The organism is Planotetraspora sp. GP83, assembly GCF_041262585.1.
Taxonomy (GTDB): domain Bacteria; phylum Actinomycetota; class Actinomycetes; order Streptosporangiales; family Streptosporangiaceae; genus JAOEGB01.
Window position 1 is genome coordinate 149,381 of the sequence record NZ_JBGCBZ010000016.1, and the last position, 18,947, is coordinate 168,327.

Here is an 18,947-nt window from a genome sequence, read left to right on the forward strand (position 1 = left end):
CCAGCACGATGAGCACGAGCAGTGCGAGCACCGTGGGCAGCAGCCAGCGACGAGGACGATCCACGCCTTGGAGCCTAGTACCGGGCGCCGAGTGGGTAGGCCTCAATGGATTCGTACCGAACCTGCGAACCAAGATGGCTTCGCACCAGCTGTACGGCTCCCGCCTCCCACTCGCGCCCGCTGAAGGCGCTGAGCGTGCCGACGAGCGGCCGCAGGTCGTCGCCGTTACGTGAGCGGGCCATTGAACGGGCCGGTGAACGGGCCAGGGTCAGGTGGGGATGGAACCGCTTCCGGTCCGTCTCCGCGGCTCCGGCCCGTCTGGCGCCGGCCGCGACGGAGCCCGCCAGCCTCGTCAGGGGCGGGTCGGCACTCAGGCCGAGCCAGAAGAGCCTCCCGCGGGCCGCCGAAGGGAAGGCGCCGGAACCGGTGAACGCCAGAGTCGCCGGCTCGTAGCGGGAGGCCGCCCGGGCCAGCCGTACCCGCAGGTCGGGCAGGACCCGGTCGGGGACCTCACCGAGGAAGGCGAGGGTCACGTGCCAGAGCGCCGGGTCGACCCAGCGCAGCTCCGGCCAGCGGGCCCGGACGGGATCGACCGCCGCGGCGACCTCGGCCAGGGCCTCAGGCGGCGGCAGCAGCGCCACGAACAACCTGCTCATGCGCCGATTGTTCCCCCTGCGCCTGTTCCGCCGGCACCCCGGTCCGCGCCGCGACGATCCTCGTCACCAGTACGGCGAGGCCGACGCCGACCACGCTCAGCCCTCCTGCCGTCATGACGGCGACCCTGGGACCGGCCAGCTCGGACAGCCAGCCCACGATCGGCGAGCCGACGGGGGCGCCGGCCGTGAAGACCAGCACGTAGATCCCCATGACGCGGCCACGCATCGCGGGCGACGCGCCGAGCTGCACGATGGTGTTGGCCGTCGTGTTCACCGTGATCATCGCCATCCCGGCCGGGACGAGCATGAGCAGGAAGGCCGCGTAACCCGGGGCGAGCCCGGCGACGACCTGGAAGAGGCCGAAGCACACGGCCCCGGCGATGAGGAACCGCCGGCTCGGCTTGACCCGCCGCGCGGCCAGCAGCGCGCCGGCGAGGGCGCCCACGGCGAACGCGCTGGAGGCGATGCCGAACGACGACGCGCCCGCGCCGTACACCTGCCTGGCCATGAGGGCGATGCTGGTCGAGAAGCTCTGCGTGAAGATCGCCATGAAGGCCACGATCAGCAGCGGCAGCAGCAGGTCGGGGCGCGTGCCGACATACCGGAGGCCCTCCCTGAGCTGGCCCTTGGCGCGGGGGACGGGCTCGGGGCTGCGCAGCTCCGACGCGCGCATCAGCAGCAGCCCGGTGATCACCGCCGCGAAGGAGGCCGCGTTCAGGAGGAAGATCGGCCCGGTGCCCATCCAGTAGATCAGCACACCGGCCAGGGCCGGTCCGACGACCCGGGCCAGGTTGAACGTCGAGCTGTTGAGCGCGATCGCGTTGGGCAGGTCCCGGCGGCCGACCATCTCCACGACGAAGGACTGCCGTGTCGGCACCTCGACGCAGGCGATCAGGCCAAGGGTGAACGCCATGGCGTACACGTGCCACACATGGGCGGAGCCGGTCATGACCAGGACGCCCATGGTGAGCGCCAGCAGGCCCATCAGCGACTGGGCGACGACGAGCACGCGCCGCTTCGGGTAGCGGTCGGCGAGCATCCCGCCCCACAGCCCGAACAGCATGATGGGGAGGAACTGCAGCGCCACGGTGACTCCGAGGGCGGAGCCGCTGCCGTGGGTCAACTCCAGGACGAGCCAGTCCTGCGCGGTCCGCTGCATCCAGGTGCCGATGTTGGAGACCACACCACCGGCCGCGAACAGCCGGTAGTTGTGGTTCCGCAGCGACCGGAACATCCCCCCTACATCTGGGAGAGCCTCTCCAGGATCGGGGCGACCGACCGCAGCGTCGCCCTCTCCTCCGGCGTCAACTCCTTGAGGCGCTGGGCCAGCCAGGCCTCCTTGGTGCGGCGCTCCTCCTTGAGCAGCGCCGCCCCCTGCTCCGTCACACTCACCGTGACCTGCCGCCCGTCCGTCGGATGGGGCCTGCGCTCCAGCAGGCCCCGCTCCTCCAGTTTGGCGACCACCCGGGTCATCGAGGGCGGCTGCACCTTCTCGTGCTCCGCCAGCTCGCCGGGGGTCATCGCGGTGTGGCGCTCGACAGCGGACAGCGTCGCGAGCTGGGTGGGCGTCAGCGAGTGGTGCGCGCTCTGCTTGCGCAGCCGCCTGGTCAGCCGCGCCAGCGAGACGCGCAACGCGGATGCGAGCCCGGCGTCGCTGCGTAGGTTCTCGGTGTTCGTTAGCATAAGTCATTACCTTTGCTAACTTTATGTCGCATGTCGGTATTCCGCAAAGTCACAGGCCAAGCAGGCTCTTGATCGGCTCCAGCGCGAAGTACACGACGAAGAGCGCCGCCACGAGCCACAACAGCGGATGGATCTCCCGCGCCTTGCCGCGCAGAGCCTTGATCACGACGTAGCTGACGAATCCGGCGCCGATGCCCACCGTGATCGAGTAGGTGAACGGCATCAGCACGATCGTCAGGAACGCCGGGATCGCGGTCTCGTAGTCGTTAAAGTCGATCTCCCTGACCTGGGTCATCATCAGGAAGCCGACGATCACGAGCGCGGGGGTCGCGGCCTCGAAGGGCACGATCTCGGTCAGCGGCGCGAAGAACATCGCGAGCAGGAACAGCAGGCCGGTCACCACGCTGGCCAGGCCCGTCCGGGCGCCCTCACCGACTCCGGCCGCCGACTCGATGTAGGTCGTGTTCGACGACACACTGGCCGCACCGCCCGCCGCCGCGGCGACCGAGTCGACCAGCAGGATCTCGCGGGTGCGCTCGACCGTGCCGTCCTCCCGGACGAGACCGGCCTGGCGTCCGACGCCGACGATCGTGCCCATGGTGTCGAAGAAGTCGGCCAGCATGAGCGTGAAGACGAACATGACCGCCGCGAGGCCGCCGACCTTGGCGAAGCCGCCGAACAGGCTGAACTGGCCGAGCAGCGACAGGTCCGGACCGCCGACGACCTTGGACGGCCACGTGGGGACCGTCAGGCTCCACCCGTTGGGATTGACGAGCTTGCCGCCCGCGACCTGCGGGCCGAGCTTCCCGATGGCCTCGACGACGATGGCCAGCACGGTCGTGCCCACGATGCCGATGAGGATGGCGCCCTTGACCCTGCGAGTGACCAGGAACGCCGTGACGAGCAGGCCGACGACGAAGACCAGGGTCGGCCATCCGGTCAGCGAGCCGTTGCCGAGCACGCCCAGCTTGACCGGGACGGTGGTGCCGGCGGCGTCGGGGATGCGCCGCACGAAGCCCGCGTCGACGAACCCGATGAGCGCGATGAACAGGCCGATCCCGACGCTGATCGCGGTCTTGAGCTGGGCCGGGATCGCGTGGAACACGGCCACCCGGAAGCCGGTGAGCACCAGGATCGCGATGACGACGCCTTCCAGCACCACCAGGCCCATCGCGTCTTCCCACGACATCTGACTGGCGATGCCGAAGGCGACGAAGGCGTTCAGGCCGAGACCGGTGGCCAGGGCGAACGGCACGCGGCCGAAGACGCCCATCGCGATCGTGAGAATGCCCGCCACGAAGGCCGTGGCCGCCGCTACGAGGGGGAAGTTGGGGACTTCGCCGTCCCCGAGGAACTGGCCGGTCTTGTCGGCGACGGTCCCGATGATGATGGGGTTCAGCACGACGATGTAGGCCATCGTGAAGAACGTGGCGAAGCCGCCCCGGATCTCCTGGCCTACCGTCGAACCACGGGCGGAGATGGAGAAGTATCGATCAAAAGCACTGGGAGTCACGCGCGCAGAGTGACAGGGCCCTACCACCTGCGAAAAGGGGACAGGAGGCAGAGTTGTCCTTTTGTGATGGATTTGTCATAGAACCATCTGACCACGCCGTCTCCACCGGACACGACCTAAGCTTGCACCCGTGAACCAGCCCCGCCGTCCCGATCCCGAGCCCCTCAAGACCAACGACACCTTGACCATCCTCGTCGGGACGGCGCTGTGGGCGGTGGCCCTCGTCGCGGTGCTGGTCGTCAGACCGGCGAGCACCTGGCCGGTCTGGACATGGACCTGCGTGGCGGGCATCGGGCTGGGCCTCTTCGGGCTGCTCTACGTCCGCCGCCGCGACTCCAGACGCCGCTGAAGCGCTCTCAGAGAGACTTCACGGGGTCGAGGTCGGCCTCGGCGAGCAGCAGCGGGACCCTGCCCGGGTCGCGGAGCAGGGCCGCGACGGCGAGCCGGTCACCCCACTGCCCGGCCGCCCACGCGAGGCCCCTGGCCAGCCCCTCGACGCCGGACGCGTGGACCTTGCCCTCGAAGAACCGCCACGGCACCGGCGTGCCGTCCACCAGCAGCCGGTCGTGCTCCACGTAGCTCAGCGGAGCCGACGGGAGCAGCGAGCGCACCTCGGCCGGCACCGGCCGGTCGACCCCGGACGACGTCACCGCGCCGGTGACGACCTCGCCGACCAGCGGCAGGTCGAGCACCTCCGACAGCGCCTCGGCCAGGTCGAACGGCGCGAGCACGAGTGGCCGGTACTCCACCAGGGTCAGCAGGTCGGGCGCCTCCACCACGACGGGGCCCTCCTCGGCGTCCGCCACGACGATCGAGCCCTTCAGCACCGCCCGGACCGTCTGGGGCGGCCGCACCCGCGCCGGGTCCACCCCGGCGAGCGCGATCCACAGGGCCCGGAGCTGGGCCCGGTCCACCTCGGCCGAGGGATCGGCGAGCAGGTCGAGCAGCTCCTCGGGGCCGCCGTGCGAGGCCAGCAGCTCCTCCAGCGACGAACGGACGCCGATCATCGTCAGCGCGGCCTCGTCGATGCCCTCGGGCGCGTCGCCGTACAGGCCGAACAGGAGTGGGTCGCCGGAGGGCAGCCGCAGCGACGTGGGGCGCCTGCCGTCGAGCACGGGGTGCCTCGACAGCCACCACGCCGTGTACGACGGGACCTCCACGGTCTCCCCCGCGACCAGCACCCGCAACGGCAGGAGGGCGGCCCGCAGCGGGGGCCGCGAGAGCAGGGCGAGCGCGGACGGCCAGTCCGCGACGTACTCCAGGTCGCGGACCGCGGTGAACTCCCGGGCCACCGGAGGCACGTCCAGCTCCGGCAGCAGGTCGAGAACCGCCTCCAGCCACTCTTCCTCAAGGTCGAGGTCGTGGTCGCACTCCGCCGGGTCGAGCAGCACGTCGGCGTCGTTGACCACCGCGAACCCGTCGAGCACCCCGGCCGCTGCCAGCACCCGCGAGCCGTACTTCTCCACGAGGTCGGGAGCGGCCACGCCGAACGGCACGTCCTGGTCGATCAGCCCGGCCAGCGAACCCTCGGCGAGGAGCAGGTCGCCCGCCGGGTACAGCTCGCCGTCGGCGCCGCGGAGCGCCAGCTCGGCCAGCCACGGCGCCTCTCCCGCCGTCAGCCCGGCCGCGTCCACCAGGGCCAGGACGGCCTGGGCCACCGGCTCCGGGTCGGCGCTCTCGAGCGACTCCGTCACGGCGGCGTGGGTGAGCGGGTCCTCCAGGACCGTGCGCGGCGTCGCCTCGGCCGCCCCCAGCCTGAGCAGCAGCGGATGCGCCGCGTCGGGATGGACGATCCGCAGCCCGAGCGGCGCGAGCAGGGCGGGGTCGAGGGGGCTGACCCCGAAGGAGTCGAGCGCCGCCGAGAGGACCAGCGTCCCCCGGGGGCCGCGGACGAGGCGGCCGTCGGCGAGCGGGACCGGGATGGCCCCGATGGCCTCCAGGTCGTCGGCGGGGAGCACCTCGTAGAGGGACCGCCACCACGACGGTTCCTTGTCCTGTACGGCCTCGCCGGACAGCATGTCGACGACGTCGGCGAGCTCCACCCGCCTGACGCCCAGCGTCGTGAGCCCGGGATGCCGCGACGCCCAGCCGGCGGGCAGCAGGCCGGGGACCATGTCGGCGATCTCGTCCAGGAAGTCCTGCGAGCCGGCCACCGCCCGCGCCTGGTTGCCTGGCAGAGTCTCCCCGGAGAAGTCGGGAGGGAACGAGATTCCCGGAAGCAGCGGCGTGTCCGGGAGCAGCCTGATGATCTCGCGGCGGATCTCCGCGTCGAGCTGGCCCTTGCCCATCAGGCCGGGCACGAGGTCGAGCAGCGCCGGGGTCCGCGGCAGCTCCTGGAGCAGCCGGACGTAGGTCTCGGCCACGCGGGCGACCAGGAAGTCGGTGAGCGGGCCGGGGGCGACGTGCCGCCGGTCCGTCGTGAGCGGGAACGTGGCGATCAGCAGCGCGGGCAGGTCGAGCGGCTCGTCGCTCGGCGTCGGCGCGTGCACCACCCTCGGGACGTCCCCCGGCCGCCCGCCGACGGCCCAGCGGACCTGCCAGTACGGCCGGGCGCGCTCCTCGGTGGGGCGGTCGGCGAAGAGCTCGGCGACCTGCTCGGGCGTGAACGCGCCCGACTCTGTGACGACGTGCCAGCCCTCGGCGGAGATCGTGCGGGACCCGCCGTCGACCTCGATCTCGATGGCCTCCAGCGCCGGCATGGCCAGCGGCAGCGCGGGGCCGGCCTCCTCCAGCATCCGCCGCACGGCCTCCTCGGCCGCCTGATCGCGGAGCGGGAGCCGTACGAGCGTGTCGAAGCCTTCGGGCACCGGAACCGCGTCTTCATCGAGGTCTTCGCCAAGGTCTTTGTCGAGGTCTTCGCCGAAGGGCAGGCGGAGCAGCGGCACGTGACCGTCGCGGCCGGTCAGCTCAGCGGCCAGCTCGGGACGGGCGGCCACGAGCGCGCTCGTCTCCTCGCGCGACCACCGGACGCCGCCGGTCTCCCGCGAGAAGATCGACGGCTCGTCCGAGACCGACACCACGGCGGCGAAACCGACGCCGAACCGGCCTGCCGTGCCGGCCTCGCCCTTCTTCCCGGAGACCCGCAGCGTGGAGAGCCCCTCGACGCCGGTCTCGTCCAGCGGGGCACCGGTGTTGGCGGCGAGGAGGACCCCGTCGCACAGGGTCAGCCGCAGGCGTCCGGGCACTCCCGCCCGCAGCGCGGCGTCCGCCGCGTTCTGGGCCAGCTCGACGACGAGCCGGTCACGGTAGCCGCCGAGGGCGAAGTCCTCCTCGGCGTTCGCGTCCTCGCGGAAGCGGGCGGGCGACGCCGTCCATGCCGCGAGAACCGTCTCGCGCAGCCTCTGGGTGTCGAACATGTCAGGAGTGACCAAGGGGCTCGGACTCCGTCTCGTCGACGGAGCCGGACTCCATCAGATCGTCGTAACCCATGTCGTCGAGGATCGGCGGCACCGCGTCCATGACCATCGAGGGGACCGTGGTGGCCTCCGAGTGGGCGCCGCACCCATGGTCCGCGGCGACGACCTTGCCGTCGTCCGGGGCGTACTCGTTCGCGCAGACTCCGAAGCCGAGCCGCAACGCGCCCGCGAGCGGCCAGTAGAACCCGCAGGTCGAGCACTGTGCGGGAGCGGCGTGGGCGATGGGGCTGTGCGGGCCCGACTCGCCGGAGTGCCAGCGCCGCACGGCCAGATCCCGGCCGATGGGCGAGAGCACGCGGGCCCGGCCCAGCCCGTACTCGAAGATCATCTGCTGGTCGCCGTCTTCGTCGTCGGTGGCCGTGTAGCCCGGGGCCAGCCGGTCGTCGTCGGCCTCGGCGGGCAGCAGGTCGCCCACGCCGAGGTCGCCGGGGCGCAGGCGCTCGTTCCACGGCACCCAGCGGGGGGCCAGCAGGGCGCCCGACCCGGGCAGCAGCACGGTCTCGCTCACCGTGACGTTGCGGGCCCGGGAGGCGCGGGTCACGGTGATGGCCCACCGCCAGCCCCCGTAGGCCCGGTCCAGGCACTCGAAGTAGTGGGTGACGATGCGGTCGCCCTCGCCCTCGAAGCCCAGATGCGTCCCCACCTCGCCGGGGCGCGCGATCCCTTCGGCGGCCTCACGGGCGAGGTCGACGGCCGCGGCGCACGCCTGGTCGACTGGAGTGCTTCGGATTCGGGTACGACTCACACTCCATTTTCACCCACGCCGCGAGCGGACCGCACCGGCTTGATGGGGTAACGATGGAAGGGATGTCGGTGCCTATGGTGAATATTTGGGCGAAAGTTGTCCGAGCGGTGGGAGCGCCTGGCCGGGCCACGCGCCGGCTCAGTCATGCCCAGGGCGCCGACCGCACCGGTCTCGGCCGGTTGATCGAACTGACCGCCACGCATTCGGCCGGGGACGCGCTGATCACCGTGTCGCTGGCGGGCGCGCTGCTGTTCCGGCTGCCCGTCGGCCAGGCGCGCGGCCAGGTCGCGCTGTACCTGCTGATCACCATGGTGCCGTTCGCCGTCGTGGCGCCCTTCGTCGGCCCGGTGCTGGACCGGTTCCGCTCGGGCCGCCGCTACATCATGGCGGGGACGCTGCTGGCGCGCGGGCTGCTGTGCTGGGGCATGGCGGGCGCGGTCCACTCGTCCGACGCGCTCACGCTCTTCCCGTCGGCCCTCGCCGTGCTCGTCCTGTCGAAGGCCTACAACGTCTCCCGCGCGGCGATCATGCCGAGCGTGCTGCCCGCCGACATCCCGCTCGTCACGGCGAACGCCAGGGTGGCCCTGTTCGCGCTGATCTCCGCCGGGGCGGGCGCGGGCGTGGCGTCCGGGCTCGCCGCCCTCATCGGGCCCGACTGGGTGCTGCGCGCCACGATGCCGCTCTTCCTCGCCGCCGGGGTGTTCGCCGTACGGCTCCCGCGCCACGTGGACACGCCCGACCTCGAACTGGACACGCCGGACCCGGAGGCCGCGGCGGAGTTACCGCCCAGATGGCGGACGTTCTTCACCGTGGGCCCCGTGGTCGCCGAGGCGATGGCCGCCAACGCCGCCATCCGCGTCCAGGGCGGGTTCCTGGTGTTCTTCCTGCTCTTCCTGGTGCAGGACAGGCACCTCAACGGGCTCGACCCGACGGTGGCGCTGGCCGTGCTCGCGGCGGCGGCGGGCGGAGGCGGCCTCGCGGGAGCGGCGGTCGCCTCGTGGACGCGCTCCCGCTCGCCTCACCTCACGGTGCTGGCCACGCTCGCCCTCGCCACCGTCACCACGATCGCGGCGGCCTTCGTCTTCACGCTGTGGACGGCCGTCGTTGTGGCCCTGGTGGGCGCGTTCGCCCAGGGTCTCGGCAAGCTCGCGCTCGACGCGATCGTGCAGCGCGAGATCGGCGAGGAGGTCCGGTCGTCGACCTTCGGCGTCGTGGAGACGCTGCTCCAGATCGCCTGGGTCTTCGGCGGCCTCCTCGGCCTCGTCATGTCGCTGTTCACGACAGGATCCGCCGGGCTGGCGGTGATCTCCGCCGGGCTCGTCGCCTGTCTCGGCTGGCTCTTCGCGCTCAGACGCCGCCGTCTGGAGGCGGCCCCCGTCTAGCCGTCGAGGTCGTCGGCGACCGCTCGCAGCACGGTCGCCACCTTCTTGGCGTGGGCGGCGTCCGGGTGCTTGCCCCGCTGGTACGAGTTGGAGACGTCGTCGAGCAGCTTGATCAGGTCCTCGACGATGACCACCATCTCATCGGGGTTCTTGCGCTTGGCCTTCGGCCTGGCCGCCTTGGCGAGGGTCGGCGGCTGCTCCAGGACCCTGACCGACAGGGCCTGCTGGCCACGACGGCCCTCGGCCACACCGAACTCGACCTTCTGTCCCGGCTTCAGGACGTCCACGCCTCTGGGCAGCGCGGAGGAATGCACGAAGACCTCACCGCCGTCGTCGCGGGTGAGGAAACCGAAACCTTTGTCGGCGTCGTACCACTTGACCTTGCCACTCGGCACAGGGGTGACCTCGTTCAGACTGTCGTGAAGGTGATGGATCTAGGTTATGCCCACAAAGGGCCCACGCGGACCCCCTACTCCGTGAAGTAAGCCTGCACATCAACAGATCGACACGCGAGCGGATTATCGGCCGGATTATCAGCCGGTCCCGAGGTCGGTCAGCGGCGTATGACGAGCTGCCGTGGCGGCGGCGGAGACGGCGGGTTGAGCAGCCGGTGGGCCAGCCAGAACACCCCGGCGGCGCTCCCGAGCACGAACAGCACACCGCTGACGCTGTGGAAGGCCGCCAGGAACGACTGGATGTCGCCGCTCCCCGCCCGGGCCGCCGCCAGCAGCGTCCCTCCGGCCAGGTAGGCGACCACGGGAGTGGACAGCCCGATCATGCGGTCGTTGAACGACCACGCCTCGCACGCCAGCACGGTCAGCGCTCCGAGCGCCCACACCAGCGCGGGAACCGGGAAGATCGCCACGGCCGCGAACCGGAACGGGATGAGCAACCCGGCCACGGCCAGCAGCGCCATCGCCAGCGTCTCCCTCCGGTGGCTCAGGAGGGCCGCCGCGACTTCCCTGCGCCGAGCCGCGCGCGGGCTTCCGGCCGTTCCACGCGCGGCCGCCCTGGCTCGGACGGCCGCCTTTCCCCGAATGACCGTCATGCCGGGACCGGCCGTCAGCAGGCGGCGCCGTTCCGGTGGCGGCGGCACGCTCGGCCCCGCGTCCACGACGACGGGGATGACGGCGGTGCTGCGCTCCTCGATCGGCTGGGCGGCCTCGTGCGCCGCCGCCAGCCTGCGGATCTCACGGTCGACCAGGGCGGTGGGCGGCCCGAACCGCGCGATCACCTTCTTCACGTGCCTGGCGTCGTCGCTTCCGCCGCGCTCCTGCTCGACGCGCTCCCGCAGCCGCCGGACGAAGTCGAGCCGCTGATCCGGGCGCAGCCGACCGTGGGCGGCGTCCGCCACCCTGCTGACGTACTCCAGAACGAGCTGGTCGGCGCGCTCGATCACCCTGGTCATACTGCCCCAGCACCGGCGGCTATGCGACCGATGCTCGAAAAATCCGGCCCTACGATGGAAAGGATGTTGACACGCTCCCCTCCCCGGGAGGGGGGTTTCACGGGCACCCTGTCCCGGCCATGGGCGGCGCCGCAGGCGGCGGACTCCCAGAGGAGATTCGATGAGCACCGACTTCACCGAGTGGCTGCGCGGCCGTACGGATGAGCGGTTGCGCGCGCTCGTGAAGGCGCGGCCCGAGCTCATCACGCCCGTCCCGGCCCATGTCGAGGGCCTCGCCGCCCGCGCGAGCACCCCGTCGGCCCTGGGCCGGGCACTCGACCGGCTCGACGGGTTCACGCTCGCCGTCCTGGAGACGCTGAGCCTCCAGCCCGGCCCCCTCGCCCGCGACCCGCTCCGGTCCCTCCTCGCCCACGCCGTCCCAGGAGCCACCCCCGGCCCGGACCTCGACGCCGCCCTCGACGCCGCCCTCGACGAGGCGATCGAGCGGCTCCGCACCACGGGGCTGGCCTACGGGCCCGACGACGCGCTGCGCCCGGCGCCGGGGGTCAAGGAGGCGCTGGACCCTCCCGCGGGTCTGGGGCCTCCGGCCGCGGAGGTCTTCCGGCACCACTCCCCGGAGGCGCTGGAGGTGCTCCTCGGCGACATCGCCCCGGACGGAGACGCCCCACCGGGGGGAGATCACAGGGCTCCCCGGGTGCGGCTGGCGGCGGTGCTGGCCGATCCGGCGGCGGTCGGGCGTCTGGTCGGGGAGGTGTCGTCGCAGGCGCGCGCCGCCCTCGACGAGCTGGCATGGGGACCGGCGAGCGGGCGGCTGCCCAACGCCCGGCGCGAGGTCAGCACGGCCACCGCCCAGTCGCCGATCGAGCAGCTCCTCGCCCGGGGCCTGCTCGGAGCGACCGGCGAGGAGACCGTGGCGCTCCCCCGCGAGGTGGCCCTCTTCCTGCGCGACGGCCGGATCCACCGTGACCTGTCCCCTCACCCGCCCGCGCTGGAGGGCGCCACCCGCGACCAGGTCCTCGCCGACCGGACGGCCGCCGGGCAGGCGTTCACCTTCGTCCGCACCGTCGAAGAGCTGTGCGAGCACTGGAGTGTCGATCCTCCCGGGGTCCTGCGCACGGGCGGCCTCGCCGTACGGGATCTGAAGAGGACGGCGCAGCTCCTCGACCTTCCGGAGTGGGCGGCCGGGCTCGTCGTCGAGGTGGCCTACGCGGCCGGGCTGATCGCGTCGAACGGATCGGTCGACGGCGAGTGGCTGCCGACCGCGGCGTACGACGGCTGGCGGGTCAAGGCCACCGAGGACCGGTGGGCGGTGCTGGGCTCCGCCTGGGCGGCCATGGATCGCGTCCCCGGACTCATCGGAGAGCGGGACGAGCGCGACCGGCCGCTGAACGCCCTGAATCCCGATCTCCGCAGGCCGGCCGCCGCGCAGGTGCGCGCCGAGACGCTGGCCGTGCTGGCGTCGGCCCCCGCCGGGCTGGCGCCGGCCGCGCGGTCCGTGCTGGCCCGGCTGACGTGGGAGCGGCCCCGGCGCCGGGGCGCGCAGCGGGACAGGTTCGCGGAGTTCACACTGCGCGAGGCCGAGCACATCGGCGTGACGGGGCTCGGCGTGCTGTCCGCGCACGGGCGGTCGATCGTCCTCGGGGACGGCGAGGCGGGGCGCCTGCTGGCTCCGCTGCTGCCCGAGCCGGTGGACCACGTGCTGCTGCAGGCCGACCTGACCGCCGTCGCCCCCGGACCGCTGACGAGCGACCTCGGCCGCTGGCTCGCGCTGGCGGCCGACATCGAGTCGAAGGGCGGCGCGACCGTCTACCGGTTCGGCGAGCGGTCGATCCGCCGGGCGCTGGACGCCGGGCAGTCGGCGGACGACATGATCGCGATGCTGGAGCGGCACTCCGCCACACCCGTCCCCCAGCCGCTGCGCTACCTGGTCTCCGACGTGGCCCGCCGCCACGGCCGCATCAAGGTCGGTACGGCTTCCGCCTACGTCCGCTGTGACGATCCGTCGGTGCTCGACGAGGTGCTGGCCGACAAGCGGTCCGGCCTGCTGCGGCTGCGGCGGCTCGCCCCGACCGTGCTGGCGTCCAAGACGTCGAGGGCGACGCTGGTCGACTCGCTGCGGGCGATGGGCTACGCGCCGGTCGCCGAGTCCCTGGAGGGAGACGTACTGGTCTCCCGGGCCGAGACGCGGCGGACGGAGGGCCCGGCCATGGCCCGTGCGGCCGGCGCCACAGGTCCAGATCCCGACGTCGTGGCGGCGGCCGTACGAGCGATCCGGGCGGGGGACGACGCCCACCGCACGAGGCGGCGGCCGGTCGACGCTCCCGACGGCCAGCCCCCCCGCAGCCCGGCGAGCGCGACGATCGAGGCGTTGCGCGAGGCGATTCGCCTGGGCTCCCAGGTGTGGATCGGCTACCTCGACTCCCAGGGTCACGCCACCAGCCGCATCCTGGAGCCGGCCCGCATCGAGGGCGGCTATCTCACGGCCTACGACGAGACCCGCGCCACCGTCCACCGCTTCGCCCTGCACCGCATAACCGGTGTGGCGAGCCTCTCGCCTCAGTAAAACGGGACTGATTCGCCTCGATCTCTTGTTTGATAGGCCATAACCGTTCGAGGGAGTGGGCATTGAATGACGGGCCGCTGATCGTTCAGTCGGACAAGACGCTGCTGCTTGAGGTCGATCACGAAAGGGCCGGTGAGTGCCGCAAGGCGATCGCCCCGTTCGCCGAGCTGGAGCGCGCGCCCGAGCATGTCCACACCTACCGGGTCACGCCGCTCGCGCTGTGGAACGCCCGCGCCGCCGGGCACGACGCCGAGCAGGTTATCGACGCGCTGATCTCGCACAGCCGCTATCCCGTGCCGCACGCGCTGCTCGTGGACGTGGCGGAGACCATGGCCCGCTACGGACGGCTCCGGCTGGAGAAGGACCCGATCCACGGGCTGATCCTGACCAGCTCCGACCGCGCGGTGCTGGAGGAGGTGCTGCGCTCCAGGAAGATCCAGCCGCTGCTGGGCGAGCGGATCGGCGCCGAGGCGGTGGCCGTGCACCCGTCGGAGCGCGGCAACATCAAGCAACTGCTGCTCAAGCTGGGCTGGCCGGCCGAGGACCTCGCCGGATACGTGGACGGCGAGCACCACGCCATCGCGCTGGCCGAGGACGGCTGGGAGCTCCGGCCGTACCAGAAGGAGGCGGCGGACGCGTTCTGGCACGGCGGTTCCGGCGTGGTGGTGCTGCCCTGTGGGGCGGGCAAGACGATCGTCGGGGCCGCCGCCATGGCGCACGCCCAGGCCACCACGCTGATCCTGGTGACCAACACGGTCTCGGCGCACCAGTGGAAGCAGGAGCTGATCAAGCGGACCTCCCTGACCGAGGACGAGATCGGCGAGTACACGGGCACCAAGAAGGAGATCCGCCCGGTCACCATCGCGACCTACCAGGTCATGACGACCAGGCGGCAGGGCGTCTACCGGCATCTGGAGCTGTTCGACGCCCGCGACTGGGGACTGGTGATCTACGACGAGGTGCACCTGCTGCCCGCGCCGATCTTCCGGATGACGGCCGACCTCCAGGCCCGCCGCCGGGTGGGGCTCACCGCGACGCTGGTCCGCGAGGACGGCCGCGAGGGCGACGTCTTCTCCCTCATCGGGCCCAAGCGGTACGACGCGCCCTGGAAGGAGATGGAGACCCAGGGGTGGATCGCGCCCGCCGACTGCGTCGAGGTCAGGGTCACGCTGACCGACGAGGAACGGCTGGCCTACGCGATGGCCGAGCCCGACGAGCGCTACCGGTTCTGCTCCACCACGCCGTCGAAGACCCGGGTCACCGAGGCCCTCGTCCGGCGGCACGCCGGCGAGCAGGTGCTGGTGATCGGGCAGTACATCGACCAGCTCGACGAGCTGGGCGAGCACCTGAACGCCCCGGTCATCAAGGGCGAGACCCGCGTCCGCGAGCGGGAGCGGCTGTTCCAGGCGTTCCGCGACAAGGAGATCCAGGTCCTCGTCGTGTCGAAGGTGGCCAACTTCTCCATCGACCTGCCCGAGGCTGCTGTGGCGATCCAGGTGTCGGGCACCTTCGGCTCGCGGCAGGAGGAGGCCCAGCGGCTCGGCCGCGTGCTCCGGCCCAAGGCCGACGGCGGCGGCGCGCGGTTCTACTCGGTCGTCAGCCGGGACACCGTGGACCAGGACTTCGCGGCCCACCGGCAGCGGTTCCTGGCGGAGCAGGGGTACGCCTACCACATCATCGACGCCGACGACGTGGGCGAGGAAAACCCGGCGAGGTGAGTCTCGCCGGGTGGGGCGCCAGGTCAGGCAGGTCTGTTCTGATCAGGTCCAGGAGATACCGTCGGCCCGAGACAACCGCATCACCCCCTTGCCGCCTTGCCCCCACACACAACCACTCAGATCGATGGCGGCCATACCCCATAGTCGCGGCAAATCACCCGATTTGCCCCGGCTTTTGGGCGACTTGCCATGCCGATTTGTTAGGGATTCAGCCAGTATTCGCAGGGTTACTACGCGACCACACCGCCGACGAAAAGCACGCCCACGGCCAGCACCCACGCCCCCACGCCGACCCCCAGCAGCGCCGCCCGGCGAGTGATCCAGGCCGCCGCCGTGGACGTCGCCGCCACGAGCGCGATCGCGGCGGAGAGCAGGGTGGCGGTGGCGATCCGGTCCGCGCAGGCCACGTACGAGTCGGCATTCGAGCAGAACGCGTCCATCCCCCAGCCGTCGAAGACCGACAGCCCCCAGAGCGCGGCGAGCAGCAGGCTCGCCACGGTCGGGATCGCGGGAGGGACCCAGGTCCGTGTCACGCCGTTACAGGTACCCGCACCGGGAAACGGCAACACGCCGCGGAAATACCATTTGGGTTGGCGATCGGCCCTCGGTAAGCTCTTGTGTTTCCCGCTCTCACAGAGGAGTTTCCGCATGCCTGAAAAGGTGCTAGAGGCCGAGCGCGCCCATCTCGCGGCCTCCCGCGCCGCGCTCCGATCGATGCGCGAGCACGCGCAGTCCCTCTCCGCTGACGCCGCCGGCGACTGGGTCTCCCAGCAGGTGCTCCAGGGCCTCCTCGACCAGCGGGTCGCCGCGCTCGCCGACCACGCCGGCACCCCGCTCTTCTTCGGCCGCCTCAACCGGTCCGGCGGCGACGACCTCCCCACCACGATCTACGTCGGCCGCCGCCACATCCACGACGACAACAGCCGGGCCCTGGTCATCGACTGGCGCGCCCCCGTCTCCCGCGCCTTCTACCAGGCGAGCCCCGCCGACCCGATGGGCATCACGCTGCGCCGCAGGTTCGGCTACCACGGCGGCGACCTCACCGCCTACGAGGACGAGCCCCTCGACGGCCTCCTCGACGGCAGCGGCCTCGGGCAGAGCAGGCTCCTCACCGAGGAGATCGAGCGCCCCCGCACCGGCCCCATGCGCGACATCGTCGCTACCATCCAGCCAGACCAGGACGAGATCGTCCGAGCCGACCTCGGCGTGACGGTCTGCGTCCAGGGGGCTCCCGGCACCGGGAAGACGGCGGTGGGCCTGCACCGCGCCGCCTACCTGCTGTTCACCCACCGCGAGAAGCTCTCCCGATCCGGCGTGATGATCGTCGGCCCGAACCGCGCCTTCCTCTCCTACATCTCCTCCGTCCTCCCGGCGCTCGGCGAAGTCAAGGTCGACCAGACGACCGTGGCCGGCGTCCTCGGCGACCACTCCTTCCCCGAGGACCCGGCGGTCGCGGCGATCAAGGGCGACGCCCGGATGGCCGAGGTCCTGAAGCGGGCGCTCTGGCTGCACGTGACCAAGCCGGAAGAGGGCGTGCTGTTCACCAAGGGCATCAACCGCTACCGGGTCGCCGACTACGAGGTCCGCGAGATCGTCGCCTCGCTGCGCGGCACCACCCGGTACGGCCCGGGCCGCACCACGCTGGCCCAGCGGCTCGCGCACGCCGTGCTCGTCCAGATGGAGCGGCGCGGCGAGTCGCCCGACGACCGGGTGCAAGACGCCGTGGCGAGATCCAAGTCGGTCAAGGCCGTGCTCGACGCGGTGTGGCCCAAGCTCACGCCCGAGCAGGTGCTCTTCCGGCTTCTCTCGGACGCGGGCTTCCTCGCCCGCGCCGCCAAGTCCGGCCTGTCGCCCGCCGAGCAGGAGACGATCCTCTGGCGCAAGCCCGCCAAGTCGCACAGATCCGTCAAATGGTCTGCGGCCGACGCCGCGCTGCTCGACGAGCTGGGCGACCTGATCGAGCGGACGGCCTCACACGGCCACGTCGTGGTGGACGAGGCCCAGGACCTGTCCGCGATGCAGCTCCGCGCGCTCGGGCGGCGCTGCCGTACGGGATCGGCGACCGTGCTGGGCGACCTCGCCCAGGGCACGACGCCGTGGTCCGCCCGGTCCTGGAAGACCGTGCTCGACCATCTCGGCCAGCCGTCCGGCCAGGTCACCGAGCTGACACTGGGCTTCCGCGTGCCGCGCGAGATCCTCGACTACGCGGCCCGGCTGCTTCCCTCGGTCGCGCCGGACCTCGCCGCTCCCCGATCGCTCCGCCCCGGAGCCGGCTCCCTTTCCGTACGGCTGTCGCCCGACGTGGCCTCGGCCGTGCCCGACGCCGTACGGCAGGCCCTCCGGCGTGAGGGCTCCATCGGGGTCATCGTGGCCGACGCCTCCGTCTCCGCCATCTCGACGGCCCTCACCGGTATCGGCCACGGCGTGCTCGGCCCCGACTCCACCGGCGAGGAGCGCGTGCTGGTGGTCCCGGCCGGCCTGGCCAAGGGCCTGGAGTACGACCACGTCATCGTCGTGGAGCCCGCCGACATCGTCGCCGCCGAAGAGCGCGGGCTCGCCCGGCTCTACGTCGTCCTCACCCGGGCCGTCACCTCGCTGACCGTCCTCCACGCGAACGGGCTCCCCGAGCAGCTCGCCCCGCAGACCGTTATGTAGACCGTCGGGTGGACCGGGCTACAGCGTCGTCGTCATTCCCCCGTCGACCGTGAAGGTCGCGCCGGTCGTGTTGCCGCTGCGGCGTTCGCTCGCCAGCATCAGCACGGCCTCCGCGATCTCCTCCGGCCGCGTGAGCCGGCCCGTCACCATGCGCTTCGCGACGGCGGCCCGCGCCTCGTCGCCCTGCCAGCGGCCGGTGTCCACCGGGCCCGGGGCCACACCGTTGACGCATGTGGAAGTCGTCAGTCGTGTGACTCAAGCGGCCGCCGGACGCGCCTCGTTAGCGTGCGGTCATGACCGAATCCACGAATCCCTTCGACGTCGTCCGCGCCGTATACGCGGCCATCAACGCAGGTGACGTCCCCACGTTGTTCGCGCTGACCGACCCCGAGATCGAGATCTACCAGAGCGAGGAGCTGCCCTACGGCGGCCACCACCAGGGCTACGACGGAATGAAGGTGTTCCTGGAGGGCGTGCGGACCGCTTTGGACAGCCAGATCGAGATGGGCGAGCTCTACCGGGCCGGCGACAAAATGGTTCAGATCGGCCGGACCCGGGGAACGGCCCGTGCGACAGGAGCGTGGATTTCGAACGATTCCGCGTCGCCGGGGAAGACACACTCCGCCGGGCCGTCGATCTGTGCACCGGCGTCGCGTCTGTCAGTCCGCAGCAGCGAATCAGTACTGTCATGCAGCGGCTCGGCCCTCACTGCTCGCTCCCAATCGTCGCGGAGCTTCTCGACAGAACGACCTGACGTCCTACGAGGTCGACCGGGTCACCCATTCCAGGAACGTCGCCGAGCCCGCCGCCAGAGGCCACGCGGTGACCTCCGGGTTGTCCCACGGGTGCCGGTCGATCAGATGCGCCTCCAACTCGGGATACTTCGCGGCGGTGGTCTTCAGGAACACCTGCCACTCCTCGGCTTCCCCGAGTTCGCCCTTGTGCCAGAACACCGAGACGACCGGGCCGAGGACCTGCCCGCAGGCCGCGAGACGCCCCTCAACCGCCGACCGGACAAGGTTTATCGCTGCCTCGCGGCTGGCGGCCGTCGTGGACACCTGGAAGTAGTCAGTCACGCCGCAGACCCTACGACAGCCAAACGCCCCGCCGGCGAGATGACCGGCGGGAGGGAGCTCGTGCTCATCCTCTCACCACGCTGAAAAGAAAGAGCCGGCCCCGTGACCGGGGGCCGGCTTCTTCTCGTAACC

General features: G+C 71.7%; 16 protein-coding genes and 1 pseudogene. 6 read left to right on the plus strand and 11 right to left on the minus strand.

Annotated elements, in window-relative coordinates:
- Window positions 1-74: 74 nt before the first annotated feature.
- Genes thpR through ABH927_RS22580 form a run of 4 tightly spaced genes read right to left on the minus strand, consistent with a single transcriptional unit; the run spans window position 75 to window position 3,852 of the window.
- Window positions 75-656 carry an RNA 2',3'-cyclic phosphodiesterase gene (thpR, locus tag ABH927_RS22565; RefSeq protein WP_370024249.1) on the minus strand — a complete coding sequence of 194 codons (582 nt, stop codon included), beginning with the start codon at window positions 654-656 and terminating at the stop codon, window positions 75-77.
- Window positions 619-1,890, minus strand: a complete 1,272-nt coding sequence (locus tag ABH927_RS22570; protein WP_370024250.1) for an MFS transporter — start codon at window positions 1,888-1,890, stop codon at window positions 619-621. The genes thpR and ABH927_RS22570 overlap by 38 nt, the downstream gene beginning before the upstream one ends.
- A gap of 5 nt (window positions 1,891-1,895) precedes the next feature.
- Entirely contained in the window at window positions 1,896-2,339 is a 444-nt protein-coding gene (locus tag ABH927_RS22575) for a MarR family winged helix-turn-helix transcriptional regulator (RefSeq protein WP_370024251.1), read from the minus strand.
- Between the two features lie 49 nt (window positions 2,340-2,388).
- On the minus strand, window positions 2,389-3,852 hold the full coding sequence (locus tag ABH927_RS22580; RefSeq protein ID WP_370024252.1) for an NCS2 family permease: 1,464 nt from the start codon (window positions 3,850-3,852) through the stop codon (window positions 2,389-2,391).
- A gap of 130 nt (window positions 3,853-3,982) precedes the next feature.
- On the opposite strand from ABH927_RS22580, the gene ABH927_RS22585 reads away from it, so the two are divergent.
- A complete protein-coding gene (locus ABH927_RS22585) occupies window positions 3,983-4,201 on the plus strand; it encodes a DUF2530 domain-containing protein (RefSeq protein ID WP_370024253.1) in 219 nt (72 codons plus the stop codon).
- Between the two features lie 7 nt (window positions 4,202-4,208).
- On the opposite strand, the gene ABH927_RS22590 is transcribed toward ABH927_RS22585, so the two are convergent.
- Both ABH927_RS22590 and ABH927_RS22595 read right to left on the minus strand, forming a co-directional pair.
- Window positions 4,209-7,208: a sacsin N-terminal ATP-binding-like domain-containing protein gene (locus ABH927_RS22590; protein WP_370024254.1), complete on the minus strand. Its 3,000-nt coding sequence runs from the start codon at window positions 7,206-7,208 to the stop codon at window positions 4,209-4,211.
- Window position 7,209: 1 nt separating this feature from the next.
- Window positions 7,210-8,013, minus strand: coding sequence for a DUF3027 domain-containing protein (locus ABH927_RS22595; protein WP_370024255.1), 804 nt, complete (start codon window positions 8,011-8,013; stop codon window positions 7,210-7,212).
- 107 nt (window positions 8,014-8,120) lie between these two features.
- Here ABH927_RS22595 and ABH927_RS22600 point away from each other — a divergent pair, with 107 nt between their 5' ends.
- Entirely contained in the window at window positions 8,121-9,395 is a 1,275-nt protein-coding gene (locus tag ABH927_RS22600; RefSeq protein WP_370024256.1) for an MFS transporter, read from the plus strand.
- On the opposite strand, the gene ABH927_RS22605 is transcribed toward ABH927_RS22600, so the two are convergent.
- Window positions 9,392-9,790: a cold-shock protein gene (locus tag ABH927_RS22605; protein WP_370024257.1), complete on the minus strand. Its 399-nt coding sequence runs from the start codon at window positions 9,788-9,790 to the stop codon at window positions 9,392-9,394. The two genes, ABH927_RS22600 and ABH927_RS22605, sit on opposite strands and share 4 nt — an antisense overlap.
- Window positions 9,791-9,948: 158 nt before the next feature.
- Entirely contained in the window at window positions 9,949-10,803 is an 855-nt protein-coding gene (locus ABH927_RS22610) for a hypothetical protein (RefSeq protein ID WP_370024258.1), read from the minus strand.
- A gap of 160 nt (window positions 10,804-10,963) precedes the next feature.
- Here ABH927_RS22610 and ABH927_RS22615 point away from each other — a divergent pair, with 160 nt between their 5' ends.
- Together ABH927_RS22615 and ABH927_RS22620 are read left to right on the plus strand one after the other, a co-directional pair.
- A complete protein-coding gene (locus tag ABH927_RS22615) occupies window positions 10,964-13,366 on the plus strand; it encodes a helicase-associated domain-containing protein (RefSeq protein WP_370024259.1) in 2,403 nt (800 codons plus the stop codon).
- A 62-nt stretch (window positions 13,367-13,428) separates the two neighbouring features.
- Window positions 13,429-15,084 carry a DNA repair helicase XPB gene (locus ABH927_RS22620; RefSeq protein ID WP_370024260.1) on the plus strand — a complete coding sequence of 552 codons (1,656 nt, stop codon included), beginning with the start codon at window positions 13,429-13,431 and terminating at the stop codon, window positions 15,082-15,084.
- A 230-nt stretch (window positions 15,085-15,314) separates the two neighbouring features.
- Here ABH927_RS22620 and ABH927_RS22625 read toward each other — a convergent pair whose 3' ends face one another.
- Window positions 15,315-15,617: a hypothetical protein gene (locus ABH927_RS22625; RefSeq protein WP_370024261.1), complete on the minus strand. Its 303-nt coding sequence runs from the start codon at window positions 15,615-15,617 to the stop codon at window positions 15,315-15,317.
- A gap of 115 nt (window positions 15,618-15,732) precedes the next feature.
- On the opposite strand from ABH927_RS22625, the gene ABH927_RS22630 reads away from it, so the two are divergent.
- Window positions 15,733-17,739 carry an AAA family ATPase gene (locus tag ABH927_RS22630; protein WP_370024262.1) on the plus strand — a complete coding sequence of 669 codons (2,007 nt, stop codon included), beginning with the start codon at window positions 15,733-15,735 and terminating at the stop codon, window positions 17,737-17,739.
- A gap of 18 nt (window positions 17,740-17,757) precedes the next feature.
- On the opposite strand, the gene ABH927_RS22635 is transcribed toward ABH927_RS22630, so the two are convergent.
- Window positions 17,758-17,958 (minus strand): SDR family oxidoreductase, encoded by a 201-nt coding sequence (locus ABH927_RS22635; protein ID WP_370024263.1) that lies wholly within the window; start codon window positions 17,956-17,958, stop codon window positions 17,758-17,760.
- A 74-nt stretch (window positions 17,959-18,032) separates the two neighbouring features.
- Here ABH927_RS22635 and ABH927_RS22640 point away from each other — a divergent pair.
- Window positions 18,033-18,323, plus strand: a pseudogene (locus tag ABH927_RS22640) (nuclear transport factor 2 family protein); the annotation flags it as partial.
- A 174-nt stretch (window positions 18,324-18,497) separates the two neighbouring features.
- Here the strand turns inward: ABH927_RS22640 and cutA are convergent.
- Window positions 18,498-18,815: a divalent-cation tolerance protein CutA gene (gene cutA, locus ABH927_RS22645; protein WP_370024264.1), complete on the minus strand. Its 318-nt coding sequence runs from the start codon at window positions 18,813-18,815 to the stop codon at window positions 18,498-18,500.
- Window positions 18,816-18,947: the final 132 nt, after the last annotated feature.